Raw genomic sequence first — 13,765 nt, 5'->3', positions numbered from 1 at the left:
TGCTATACCCAAGCCTGCTGTGACAACTTGTGACATCTCTTTACTATGCCGTGACACACGGTAACATGCTAGTGTCTTAGTTTGATGTATAAACTCACATAAACAAAAACACTATGAAATTTATCATCCTTCTACTCGGTATCTTGGTGGCGGCATGCACGCTAGGTCATGGACAAAATCACCAAACTATGAAAACGCGCTATTATGAAAAACCCATCGTTGAAATGACCCTCAACGGTAAAAAAACCTGGGTGCTACTCGATACAGGATCAGACATCACAGTCTTTAATCTCAAATCCAAAGACAGATATGACTTTCATGCCCATCAGGATTTCAATCAACAAATCAAAGTCGCAGGGTTTGGATCTCGGCACAACCAACTACATCAAGTTACTAATGCGCGACTATATTTTGGAGAAATGCAACTAAAGTCTGACTTTTACGCCTATGACATCACCAACATCGTGAGCTCTATCCGAGCCAGAACTGGAAAACACGTAACAGCTATACTGGGGACCAACCTTATGCGACAATACGGTTTTGTCATAGACATGGGGACAAATACAGTCAGCATAGAATACAAAGTCAAAAAGAACAAAAGAAGCCAGAAACAAGATTCAGAACTCACCATTGCTAAAAACACAAAATAACTTGGACAGGCTCATCAAAATCACTGGAACACTTCTCCTACTTGTCGCGGGACACACGACTCCTGTCTCTGCACAAGAACAAGACAACAGTGGCCTGCAGTGGCTTATGGAATGGCTCTACGAAGAACTCGAAATCAACAACAACGACCAGCCCTTTAGCCCGGCCAATACCGACAACCTGTTGCTCAAAGTAGATCTAGCCAGAGACTGGAAATTCAATATCGGTGACAATGCCCTCTGGGCAACCCCTACTTATCAAGACCAAAACTGGGAAAACATCAAAGTTCCCTCCAGATGGGAAAACGAAGGGTTCAATGGCTATGACGGGATCGCCTGGTACAGGACTAGTTTCGATGGACGACTGCTCAATCCCAAACAGACGCACTACCTCGTCCTCGGCAATATAGATGATGCCGACGAATGCTTCTTCAACGGTCGTATGATCGGAAAAAATGGACGCTTTGCTCCAAAATTCCGAACGGCCTACACTACCAACAGACGCTATTTGATCCCCAATGAAAGCATAGACTTTGGAGGCGAAAACACCATCGCGGTACGCGTCTATGATGAAGTCCTCGATGGAGGGATCGTCAGTGGAAAAATAGGCGTGTATGCAGATTTCAATAGCGAAAATCTAGTACAGGACCTGATGGGACAATGGAAGTTTACCCGATGGGACAAAAAAAATGCCTCTGATCCTAACTACGATGACTCAGGGTGGGATGACATCTGGGTACCGTCACTATGGGACAATCAAGGTTACCGATCATTCGATGGTGTGGCATGGTACCGTAGACACTTCGAGCTTAGCTTCATCCCCAAAGAGAACAAAACATACTACCTACTCCTCGGCAAGATAGACGACTATGACATCACCTATCTCAATGGCCACCGTATCGGCGTAACTGCTGATGGGAAAAATTTCGGAGAGAGCCAATCCTATGATCAAATCCGTCTCTACAAAATCCCCAAAGGCCTACTCAAGCAAGACCAGTCCAATGTCCTATCCGTACAAGTGCGTGATCTTGGCTACTATGGCGGCATCTACAAAGGCCCTATTGGGATCGTGGAAGAGCGGTGACCGTTTTAGCGAACGACGAACCTTAAAGAGTATGCTGTAGCATCTGCTGAAGTAACCAAGAGAATATAGCTACCCGAACGAAGATCACTCAAATCCACGCGCACATTTTTCGCACTGGCCTGCTCATAACGAGGCTCTCCATGAGCTACTCCACTAATACTATATACCTTCATCGAATGGATGTCTAAACCACTCCCAGACTTCAACTGAACCACACCTCGCGTCACAGTAGAAGGGTAAAGCACGACATTGGCTTTAGAAAAAACATCACCAGTAGTAATACGCTTCACATCGAAGTATTCGTATGCTCCATCAAAATCGACTTGTTTCAATCTGTAATAACTTACATCTCCTCGTGGAGATTGATCTACATATTCATATTCATGTGTGGTGTTGATAGTTCCTTGACCGTCGATTTGAACAATTTCTTCGAATAAAACGCCATCGTCTGATCGCTCTACTACAAAATGAGAATTGTTCGTCTCTGAAGAAGTCTCCCACTTTAAACGAGCAGAATAAGACTGAGTCTCCCAAACCACATCGAAATAGAGTAGGTCCACAGGCAACGGATCTCTTCCATCATTTTCAACATACTTTTGTATGCTATCATAACTGTCATCACTCATGTCCTCTATAATCGCTACGGGTTGAGAACCATTATTGGTAACTCCGTCAGTAGTGCCATCAGTGTATACATTTCCATCTCCAGTAAATTCACCATTCACACCTGATGCAGTAATATTCCCTTTGACCACCAAGACTCCTCCTGCTTCAATATTTGCCCCAGCATTATTCTTACCTAAATCAAGGTTTCCCATAATAATCAATACATTATTAGGTCCGATATTGATCGCAGCACCACTATTGGCAGTAAAAATCAAATCACCATGTATAATCAAGGTATCATTTACCGAGAGTGTTTTATTATTCCCTGTTAGGGTTACTGTTTCATCTGAGATCACATAAGAATTAATTGTAATATTACTCCCTACAGTATATCCAGGGGATGTGCCCCCCGTCCACGTAGCGCCGACTGCCCAGTTACCATCCGCTACACTGGTCTGAGCGAGGGTCTCATATAAACCCGACATGATGCATAATACAGAAACCAACAAAACTACCCTTTTCATTGTATGATTATTTTTAATTAACAAGTATGGTTAGAATAAGACCTAATCCAGGCACGCATTCACAAATACACTTAAATACATAATAATCAACTACTTACAAGGTATATGAAATAATTCTTATTAACCACGCAAAAGCCATGTTTTTATCACTTAAAACACTGAAAACAAACACATAGCACTGTAATCCCCACTAAAAGAGCTGACACGACTCTCTAATCCAGCTCCACTTCGCGCAGTTCCACCTTCTTGGCACCACTACTGGGACGTATGGTGTACCCTCGAAAATTCAAAATCGAACGGGTGAGTTCTGCCCCAAAGAGCAACACGACTGTGGAATAAAATACCCAAACGAGCAAAATCACCACAGAGCTGGCTGCTGCATACGTTTGCCCAAAATTGCTTTGGCTCATGTATATCCCGATGAGGAACCTTCCCAATACCAGCATCCCTGAAGTGATCAATGCACCCATTGCGACGTTCTTCCATTGCAAGCGTACGTCTGGTAAAAATTTGAACAAAATCGTGACAATAAACACCACACTTACAAAAGAGAATAACCCATTCGCCAACTCCAAAACCACCGTATCGAACCCCTGCAAGTATTGATTGATAGGTTTCAAAAACACGGTCAACAGTGTATCCATCAGCAGTGAAAAGATCAGTACAAAACCCAATGCGATGATCATCCCAAACGAAAGCGTACGGTTCAAGGCAAATTCCTTCAACGCGCGTTTTCCTGCACTTCTGACACCCCAGAGGGTATTTAGCGCAGATTGCAAGGACATAAAAATGGTCGTCGCGGAGAAAAACAGCACCCCTATACCTACCACAGATTGTATCCCCTTGCTCGGATCCAGTTCTATATTTTTGAGAATCTGCTCGATGGTATCTGCTGCCGATTTCCCTACGAAATCAGAGATCTGTCCTGAGAGTTCACCACGGACGGCCTCCTCTCCGAAAAACACCCCCGCAGATAGCACTACTGCAATCAGAAGACCCGGCAAAGAAAAGATCGCATAAAAAGCAATCGCTGCTGCGGAGTTCATCAGATTGTGTTCACCGCTGGCTTTGATCGTATCTACTAGGACGGTTCGGATTGCGAAAAAAATCTTTTTCATAAGATGGAATGCTTTTTGGCTAAGTACGTCATAAATCATTCCACCAAAAACGCAAGACATGCTAAAACATAAGAAAACCATCCTGATCTGCTTTGCCATTCTGGTGATAGGATTGAGGCTTTCACTCCCTTTCATCATCAAAAATCAATTCGAAAAGGGCATCAATCAACTCCCACAGTATCGGTGCAACATCTCTGACATAGATCTCATACTCTATCGTGGTTCGCTCATGATAGACAGCTTGGAGGTATTCATCACCACCAACGAAGTAGAAGAACCTTTCGTCAACCTACCCCTCACCGATATCTCTATCGAGTGGTCAGCGCTATTCGATGGCGCCATCGTAGGAGAGATCTTCTTACAAGACCCAAAGCTCAACTTCAATGATGGGGAGAAAGAAAGTGAGCAGCAGGCCGGTGATGCCGACTGGACACAGCCCATACTCGATATGATCCCCGTTCGAATCAACCGGTTTGAGATCAAAAACGGTAGTCTGAACTTCGAGAACAAAACCAGTTCTCCTCCTGTCAACTTATCCATCACCAACTGGGATCTCATAGCCACCAACCTAACCAATGCCACCGACAACACCGAACAACTCCCCTCATCACTCACCACTAGTGCCAACATCTTTGACAGTGGCAAAGCTCGCATCAGTGGCAATCTCAACATCATCAAAAAGATGCCAGACATGGATCTCAGTTACAAGCTAGAATCCATCGACCTGACCGAGACCAACGATTTCACCAAAGCCTATGCGTCTTTCGATTTTGAGAAAGGGTATTTCGCGATTATCGGAGAGTATGCCATGCGGGATGGCAAAATCAAAGGCTACATCAAACCGGTCTTAGAGCATGTTAAAATCTTGGATATGAACGAAGACAAAGGTACGCTCAACACCCTCTGGCAAGCCTTCATTGGAGGCATCACCGAACTAACCGAAAACCAGAAGAAAGATCAAACCGCCACCAAAGTAACACTATCAGGAGACGTCAGCAACGTAGATACCGATGTACTAGACATCATCACAAACCTGTTCAAAAATGGCTTTATAGAGGCCTTTGACAAGGAAATCGAAAACACCGTAGATTTCAAAGATGTCCCTAAAGAGTAAAGAATCACATTGGGTTACTAAATATAGACCCCTCAGACAGACTGTTTTGCCCCCCCCCTTGTCTACCCACAACAACTCAATAAGAGGAACAGTCACACTTATTTCTCTCCTATCATCACACCCTATCCAAAAACTCTTCTAGATCCAGTTCTTTGTTGATTTGCAGTTTTTTGCGCAGGCGGTAGCGACGTGTCTCTACGCCTCGGACGGAGAGATTGAGTTGGTTAGCGATCTCTTTGGTGGACAGCTTCATCTTTAGCAGCATGCAGAGCTTCGCTTCGGGTACCGACAGTTTTGGGAAGTCGCTCTTGAGCTTTTTGAAGAAGTCCGAGTGCAGGAGGTTAAACTGATCTTCGAAGCTCTCCCAGTCCTTGTCGCTGTCCGTTTTGCTTTCGATCTTGGTGATCAGCCGCTGTAGGACTTTCTTCTGATCGTCTAAGGATGCTACCTCCCCTACTTCCTTGAGTGTGCTTTTGATCTCCATCAAAAATTCGTCCTTGTTGTGCAGCTGCATGGCAGAGGCTGCCAGTTCTTTGTTCTTTTCCTCTATCGTCGCTTTGAGTGTATCGTTCTTGGCGCGAAGTACCTCGGGTCTATTGGCTTTGGAAGGGATGTCAAACAAGGCCTTGTCCAGATGAGACAGCCACAAGCTATAGGCCTGGTTGCACCGAGACTGGTTGAGCCGTGGCTCGTGGATGATGCTAGGCGTGACGTGTGACAAAGCATCCTCTAAGGAAGAGTACACGCCATTGGCGACTCCTGCAGCACGTGCTGCACCGATAGCCCCCGTGGTATCTACCACCTCGATATGACAGTCCAGCAACGTAGCAATCGTCATCGAGAATACCTCGGACTGAAACATGTTGTCATTGGTCACCCGAAGTACATCCACCTCCAGCCCCAGCTCTTTGAGCAGGTTGACTCCATAGACAAACGAAAATGCAACGCCCTCCAGTGCCGCACGGTAGAGGTGTCCCCTAGAGTGTCGGCTAAACTCCAGATTCATAATGTGGGAGTTGATACTCTTCTCGTCCAGCATCCGCTCGGCACCATTCCCAAAAGGCAAAATACACAGCTCATCCGACCCGATCGGTACGGTAGAGGCCATTCGCTCCATGTCGTCATAGTGGCGCCCACTAAGCGCAATCTGACTTTTCATCCAGCCGTATTGCGTCCCTGCGCCATTGAGGCAGAGCAGTACACCGATGCGGTCGTAGTTGTCCTCGTAGTTGACATGAGCAAAAGGGTTGACTCGCGAACGCACGTCATATTTGGGTCGATCGACGATTCCATAGACGACCCCTGATTCAGCGCTGGTCGCAGCGATCTCTCCGGGATTGAGTACATTCAGCGATAGCGCGTTGTTGGGCTGATCTCCTGCCCGATAGGTCACAGGGATACCAGACACCAGTCCACTCCTCTCTGCTGCCTCGGCGGTCACTGTCCCCTGCATCGCAAAAGTAGGGACGATCTCTGGGATCAAGTCCTCACTAATCTCATAGTAGTCCAGTACTTGTTTGGCTATTTTCTTCTTTTTGAAATCCCAAAGAATGGCCTCTGACAGACCAGAAATAGTCGTCTGCACTGCTCCAGTGAATTTCATGGCGATGTAGTCTCCCGGCAACATGATCTTATCGATGCGATCATAGATATCTGGTTCATTGTCTCTGACCCAGCGCAGTTTGGATGCGGTGAAGTTGCCGGGTGAATTGAGAAAATTCTCTAGACATTCTTTCTCTCCTAGGTCTTTGAAAGCCTTCTTACCTATCGTCACGGCACGGCTGTCGCTCCAGATAATGGAAGGGCGCAATACTTTCTTGTTTTCATCGATGAGAACGAGACCATGCATCTGATAGGCGATCCCTATCCCGCCGATATCTCGTGGATTGATTTGATTTTGTGACAGGATATTTCGGGTGGCGGTGCAGAGATCCTGCCACCAAGACTCAGGATGCTGCTCTGCCCATCCGCTATGGCGCGACAGTATCGTCGAATCATGCTCTGGATATTGTCCTACTCCGATGACCTTGTTGTCCTCTGAACGAATCAGAGCTACTTTAATCGTCGTACTGCCTATTTCGTACCCTAGTAAATACATCTTTCTAGCTCAATAATATTCTCTTGAAAGTGGAAAAAGCCTCTGACCTAGAGGCAAAAACATTGATGACACCACCATACTTTTATCCCTTTCCTATTTGAATAGGACTGTACTAACCTCCTTCTCCAAACTACGCCAAATATACGTCAATTAATAAACTTAGCCCAATAACTAAGTCAAAAGCCTTTAAAAAACAGGGCCGTAGCACCTCTAATCAACCAAAAGTCACCACGACTATAATATCTGATATGATGATTTACTCAAGGATAGGAAATAGCCAAAGGTCTTATACCAATATTTAAAAAATAATTACCCAAAATCCTGGTTACTTTTTATCTATGTTTGCCATTAATATATGTTCATGACGCTTTGGCGACACTAGCGACTCTCATTATCTCTAACCAGCTATTAGAAGAATACAATGAAGCCCTTAAAATATTACTTACATCTGATATTAATCAGACTGTACATTTATATATCTCTACTTTTTGGGGTAGTACCCATGTTCCTTTTGTTTTTGAGCATAAGCAAACGTACTGCTGTCTCTCTATTCGAAGAATTTACTTGTCTTTCCATTAACGCACATCGATATACAGTAAGAGATCACACAACTATATTATTCTCCATCCCATATTTCGACATAAGAAAAAACACTGAAACCGTTACATATCAGAAAAATACAACTAAGCATGAAAAATTTACATTCCCAGTAAAATCCCTTAAAAATTCCTACATACAAATCAATCTTTTACATACAATTGATTCAATCTTTTCTCCCTTATATCTAATTAAACCCATAATGGATGAAAAACACATGAAATCCAGATTCTGCTAGTAGAGCATCAAATAGATGCTCTACTAGCTGTTTGTGCCCATCTGTATTATCCCCACGATACATGAGTTCAAACAAATAATACAAAACATGATTTCTTATTACTTAAAACGATTAAAAAAATATTCCCTTTTGCCCATGCTGTTAAATACAGTAGTGCAAAATGTAATATTTCTTAATGGGCACTTGTTGTGCGAGATTTTCAGTAAAGCTAAACTCCAAAAAACGGAGCCTATTGAACCTATTACTTTTTTATTAGCCACTTTCAAAACTATTATTAGACCTACTTTCAGTAGACAAAGTTTCTTTCATCCCTACGGATTAAAAGCAATTCTTCTATCGCTCCTTTTAGGAAACTTGGCAAGTCCTTTGGTTTTTGCTCAGGCAGGTGACGTAATATGGTATGAGGACTTCAATAACCTTCCCGATGCTGTAAATCTACATGCTGGAGAAGCGGGTTGGGCAAGCTCTGGTGACAACCAACTTTTTGGCGTCTATAACTACCGCTATAGCGCCAATAATGTCGATACGCAGGTACAATGGAGGTCTGAATCAATCAATATAAAACACTACCAGAATGTTGGGATTTCAATAGACCTACATTCTGCAGGAGCTCTAGAAAGCAACGAGGATTATATAAATGTATATTACATATTGGATGGTGGTTCAAAAACGCTATTAAACAATGGTTCTCAAGTGGGATCATTCTCCGCTACTACGGCGACCGTTTCGGGACTATCTGGAGAAACACTAGAAATTATCATTGAAATCTTCAATGATAATAGTGAAGAATTCATTTATTTCGATAATGTAGTAGTAACAGCTAATCAGGGTTCGCTTCCTAATAACTTAATCTACAACGAAACATATAATGGATTAGGGTATCAAACAAACACTAGCAATCAATGGTCTCTAGATGTTTCAAACACTACCATTGGCGATGTAGGATATTTTGATGTTAGACAAGACAGACTGTTAGCCAGAGATGTAAAAGGAAAAGTAATCTGGAAAAGTAATCCAGTAGATATTTCGGGCTATTCTTCAGTAGATATTTCCGCGGACCTGTTTGGTTATGGAGCGATGGAAAGCGACATAGACTATGCTAAATTCTACTATAGCCTTAATGGAGGCAGTAAAGTTCTGGTAGGAGAAATATGGGGTAGCACACCTCATTTTGAAACTTTTTCGACAACTATTTCTGGGAATACGGTAGAGTTAATTGTAGAAACCAAGAACACCGCTTCTGATGAACGACATGTAATAGATAACATATTTCTGAGTTCAGACACACCATTGGTAACTTCTAATACTATCTGGTACGAAGATTTTAACAATCTCCCCAATGGATTAAATCTTCACGCAGGACAAGCTGGCTGGGAAAGCACAAATGAGGATGGTGTTTTTAGTGTTCAAAACCTAAAGTATAGAGCCAATAATGTCAATGGTAATGTTGAGTGGAAATCAGAAGCTATTAACATAAAGTATTATGAAAATGTAGGTATCACAATAGACCTGCAATCAGCAGGTAGCCTAGAAGACAATGAAGATTATATTAGAGCATACTACAAAATAGATGGTGGCTCTAAAACCATATTGACAAATGGAAATCAAATAGGCTCTTTCTCTGCAATTACAGCATCCGCTTCAGGTCTTTCTGGAGAAACATTAGAAATTATCATTGAAATATACAATGATAACAGTGATGAAATCTATGATTTTGACAATGTGTTCGTCACTGCAGACCAAGGTGAATTACCAAACAATTTAGTGTACAGTGAAACTTTCAATGGGATAAGTGATCAAACGACCAATAGTAGTCTGTGGTCTCTGGATATTTCAAATGTCACGATTGGAACCAATGGCTATTTTGAAATCAGACAGGATAGATTACTGGCTAGATATGTCAATGGCAATGCTGTTTGGAAAAGTAATACCATTGACATATCTTCCTACCCCTCTGTAGACATCTCTGCAGATTTGTTTGGTTACGGTGCGATGGAAAGCGACGAGGATTATGCAAAGTTCTACTATAGTTTGAACGGAGCAAGCAAAGTACTCGTAGGTGAAATATGGGGTGATACACCATATTTTGAGACTTTTTCTAAAAACCTATCTGGTAATACATTACAACTGATTGTCGAAACAAAAAACACCTCCGAAAATGAACGGTTTATCATAGACAACATGTTCGTAACTGCTGCTGCTGAAACTGCTTTACAAATCACCAGTATTACAGGAGGCAGCATATCGTGTTCAAACCCGACGGTAACACTCAATGTAGACGCCAATTACACCGACGTAAATTATGAATGGTCAGGTCCCAATTTCACGTCCACAGACAAGAGTCCGCAAGTACATGCAATAGGGACTTATCAGATAATAGTCACTAGAGGATCCGAAACAACAACAAGCACTGTCGAGGTAGCAAGTAGCACTGAAACTTCGGAAACTCTTTGGCTAGAAGACTTTAGTAATCTTTCCAATGGAACAACATCTGACACTGGATCAACCGCTTGGTCCTTGCAAAATGGAGGTAACGGAACATTCTCTGTACAAGAGAATGAGTTTTTGTTCTCATTCGATGACACGAATAATGGAACATGGGTTTCTGAAGAAATCGATATTGCATCAGTAAGCGATGTTATATTTTCAATTAACTTAAAAAGTGAGGAGTCCACCGGGGATGGCTTTGAAGACTCGGATTACATCCAGGTCTATTACAAATTGGACAATGGATCAGAAATCCTTATGTATGAAGATTTAGCTGGTTTAGGTTCTACAACGAGTGGTGTGGCTTCTATAACTGTCACGTCAGATCCATTGACAGCCAATACGATTCAGATAATCGTAAAAGCTAAAAACTCTAGTAGTGATGAAAAATACTCTTTCGATAACGTTACAGTAACTGGTACGGTTCAAGAGAGCATTGACGTCACCGCATCAGTAAATGAAGAACTTTCTTGTAGCAATAGTTCAGTTGATATCACAGGCGGCCCTACATTAACGGGAGGTACATACAGCTGGAGTGGTCCAAACAATTTTCAAGCCGACACACAAAATGTAACAGTCAGCGATTCGGGAACTTACACACTGACTATAACCAATGATTCCGGTTGTACAGGTACAGCTCAGGTTGTTGTCAACTCCGTTATCAATGGAGCATCAGTACTTTGGCTTGAAGATTTCAATGACCTAACAGATGGATCAACCAATGATACTGGCACCACTGCATGGGCAACGGATGACTCATCAATAAATGGAGGTTATCTAGAAGTACGAGAAAAAAGGTATGTAGCTCATGTTTCGGATGAAAATACTGATTCAGGTGAAGGAGTATGGAGCTCTGAAGCAATCGACATTTCTTCCGCATCGGATGTTGTCATATCGCTTGACTTGGCAGGAGAAGGAACATTGAATGCTGGTGAAGATTACATTAGGGTATATTATAGGCTTGATGGAGGTTCTGAGATACTTTTCGCAGAACGTGATCAGGACGATGCTTTTTCCAACAGTACACATTCATCTCCTTCCATAAGTGGTGGAACGGTAGAGATTGTAATCAGAACAAAAAGCACAGGTGATACTGAGTTTTATTATGTTGACAATATCACTGTCGCAGGAAACGGGGTTGGCAGTATTATAGCTACTGCTTCAGTTGACGGAGAACTTTCTTGTGGTAATCCCTCCGTCAACATAATGGGAGCCCCTACATTATCAGATGCTACATACAATTGGAGTGGCCCAAACAGTTTTCAAGCTGACACACAAAATGTAACCGTTAGTGATCCAGGAACTTACACACTGACTATAACCAGCAACGCTGGCTGTACAGGGACTACTGAGGTCGTTATCAACTCGGCTGCAAATGGGACTGGAATCCTTTGGTTAGAAGATTTCAGTGGGCTTTCCAATGGAACAACCAATGATTCTGGGTCAACCTCTTGGTCATTGCAAGGCGGAGGTTCAGGTACTTTCTCAGTACAAGAAAGTGAATTTAAGATCTCATTTGACGACACTAATGTAGGTATATGGCTGTCCGAGGTTATTGACATTTCGACTGCAAGTGATATAACTATATCTGTAGATCTAAGAAGTGCTACGAGTACTTCCAGTGACACCTTCGAGGACAGCGATTACTTACGTGTGTACTATAAATTAAACAATGGAGCAGAAACCTTGATTTTCGAAGATTTTTCAGGATTAGGTTCCACTACCAATTCTGAGGCTTCTGTTACTGTTACATCAGATGGATTAACCGGCAATACTTTACAGGTAATCGTAAAAGCTCAGAATTCTGATAAAACCGAGCTTTATTATTTGGACAATATTAAAGTTACAGGTTCAGCTTCAGAAGGCATTGAAGCTACTGCTTCCATGGATGGAGAACTATCTTGTGGCACTTCGTCAATTAACATATTCGGAGGGCCTACATTAGAAACAGCCACATACAGTTGGAGTGGGCCAAATGATTTTCAAGCAAGCACTCAAAATGTAACAGCTAGTATTCCAGGCGCTTACACCTTGACTGTAAGTAGTGATGCTGGCTGCACCGGAACTGCAGTTGCAATAGTATCTGAAAACACTAAATCCCCTGACATATCCGCCTCTGCAGAAGGAACCTTAAGTTGCTATTCTAATTCAACTGTTTCTTTGTCAGGACTTTCTAACACACCAAATGTTAGCTTCAGTTGGTCGGACGAAAATGGCATCATATCCAATTCTTCGGATGCAGTCGCAAATGCGGTTGGAACTTACACCCTGACGGTCATTGATCCTATCAATGAATGTTCTTCTTCTGAGTCAGTTGTTGTAACTTATGGCTCTGGTGATTCGGAGACAATATGGTTAGAGAGTTTTGACGACCTAGCAGATGGAGTTACCGATGACGATGGTGCTACGGCATGGTCATTAGACGATTCTGGCATTTCTACGGGCTATATGAGAGTTGAAAATCAACGCTTTGTATCTCATGGTTCTGGCATAGATTCAGAAGATGGATTAGGTATTTGGAGCTCTGAAGTGATTGATATTACTAACTCTTCAGACATTGTGCTTTCTGTAGACATTTCAGGAGAAGGCTCGCTGGATGCTGGACAAGATTATATTAGAGTTTATTATAAGCTCAATGAAGGTCCTGAAACGCTCTTTATAGAAGGTGATAAGGATGGACAATTTGCCAGTAGCACTGTCTCGTCTGGCACATTAAATGGAACTTCAGTCCAGATTGTAATCAGAACAAAAAGCACTGGAGACAGTGAGTTTTATTATTACGATAACATTACAGTTACCGGAATCGGGCAAGGCAGCATTGAGGCTACTGCAGTAATAGAGGGAGATCCACTACTAACTTGTATCAACACTTCAGTACTCATTAATGGAAGTTCCTCAGATCCTGACGCTACCTACTACTGGCGAGGACCTAATAATTTTGAGTCTACTGAAAAAGACATATCAGCGACAGAGCCTGGCTTATATACTTTGACAGTTTCCAATACTGGCAGCTGTTCTGGAACGGCTAGCATAACAATTGATGAGGATACTAACGTACCTGACATCACAGCAGAAGCAATTGGACTCATCAATTGTCTGGATGGTGGCGTTACACTCTCAGCAAGCTCTACTTCTGACAATGTATCTTTCTCTTGGACTGATGAAAACGGTGACATCATCGCTACTGAGGCTATCACTGTCGTATCTGAGCCTGGTAACTATACTGCTACTGTGACCAGTGAGCTTAACGGT

7 protein-coding genes are annotated in these 13,765 nt (G+C 42.7%); 4 read left to right on the top strand and 3 right to left on the bottom strand.

Annotated features, from left to right (window positions below):
* Positions 1-113: 113 nt before the first annotated feature.
* Both BUB99_RS19290 and BUB99_RS19285 read left to right on the top strand, forming a co-directional pair.
* Positions 114-650, top strand: a complete 537-nt coding sequence (locus BUB99_RS19290) for an aspartyl protease family protein (protein WP_073125440.1) — start codon at positions 114-116, stop codon at positions 648-650.
* Position 651: 1 nt separating this feature from the next.
* Positions 652-1,731 (top strand): beta galactosidase jelly roll domain-containing protein, encoded by a 1,080-nt coding sequence (locus BUB99_RS19285; RefSeq protein WP_073125437.1) that lies wholly within the window; start codon positions 652-654, stop codon positions 1,729-1,731.
* A 5-nt stretch (positions 1,732-1,736) separates the two neighbouring features.
* Here BUB99_RS19285 and BUB99_RS19280 read toward each other — a convergent pair whose 3' ends face one another.
* Positions 1,737-2,861 carry a T9SS type A sorting domain-containing protein gene (locus BUB99_RS19280; protein ID WP_139281110.1) on the bottom strand — a complete coding sequence of 375 codons (1,125 nt, stop codon included), beginning with the start codon at positions 2,859-2,861 and terminating at the stop codon, positions 1,737-1,739.
* A 212-nt stretch (positions 2,862-3,073) separates the two neighbouring features.
* Complete coding sequence (locus BUB99_RS19275; RefSeq protein ID WP_170863855.1) at positions 3,074-3,979, bottom strand: YihY/virulence factor BrkB family protein; 906 nt, start codon at positions 3,977-3,979, stop codon at positions 3,074-3,076.
* A 58-nt stretch (positions 3,980-4,037) separates the two neighbouring features.
* Here BUB99_RS19275 and BUB99_RS19270 point away from each other — a divergent pair, with 58 nt between their 5' ends.
* Positions 4,038-5,093 carry a DUF748 domain-containing protein gene (locus tag BUB99_RS19270; protein WP_084190676.1) on the top strand — a complete coding sequence of 352 codons (1,056 nt, stop codon included), beginning with the start codon at positions 4,038-4,040 and terminating at the stop codon, positions 5,091-5,093.
* Between the two features lie 115 nt (positions 5,094-5,208).
* Here the strand turns inward: BUB99_RS19270 and BUB99_RS19265 are convergent, their stop codons facing one another.
* Positions 5,209-7,191 carry an FGGY family carbohydrate kinase gene (locus tag BUB99_RS19265; protein WP_073125429.1) on the bottom strand — a complete coding sequence of 661 codons (1,983 nt, stop codon included), beginning with the start codon at positions 7,189-7,191 and terminating at the stop codon, positions 5,209-5,211.
* 1,189 nt (positions 7,192-8,380) lie between these two features.
* Here BUB99_RS19265 and BUB99_RS19260 point away from each other — a divergent pair.
* On the top strand, positions 8,381-13,765 hold a 5,385-nt coding region (locus BUB99_RS19260), incomplete at its 3' end, for a hypothetical protein (protein ID WP_139281109.1).

Source organism: Reichenbachiella agariperforans (assembly GCF_900142205.1).
GTDB lineage: Bacteria > Bacteroidota > Bacteroidia > Cytophagales > Cyclobacteriaceae > Reichenbachiella > Reichenbachiella agariperforans.
The sequence above is the reverse complement of the archived record's forward strand: the minus strand, read 5'-3'. Positions and strand labels throughout refer to the sequence as shown.

What these genes read in the sequence shown, in the direction of transcription:
- BUB99_RS19290 (WP_073125440.1), top strand. Translation starts at nt 114, where the DNA reads ATGAAATTTATCATCCTTCTACTCGGTATCTTGGTGGCGGCATGCACG.
- BUB99_RS19280 (WP_139281110.1), bottom strand. Translation starts at nt 2,861, where the DNA reads ATGAAAAGGGTAGTTTTGTTGGTTTCTGTATTATGCATCATGTCGGGT.
- BUB99_RS19275 (WP_170863855.1), bottom strand. Translation starts at nt 3,979, where the DNA reads ATGAAAAAGATTTTTTTCGCAATCCGAACCGTCCTAGTAGATACGATC.
- BUB99_RS19270 (WP_084190676.1), top strand. Translation starts at nt 4,038, where the DNA reads ATGCTAAAACATAAGAAAACCATCCTGATCTGCTTTGCCATTCTGGTG.
- BUB99_RS19265 (WP_073125429.1), bottom strand. Translation starts at nt 7,191, where the DNA reads ATGTATTTACTAGGGTACGAAATAGGCAGTACGACGATTAAAGTAGCT.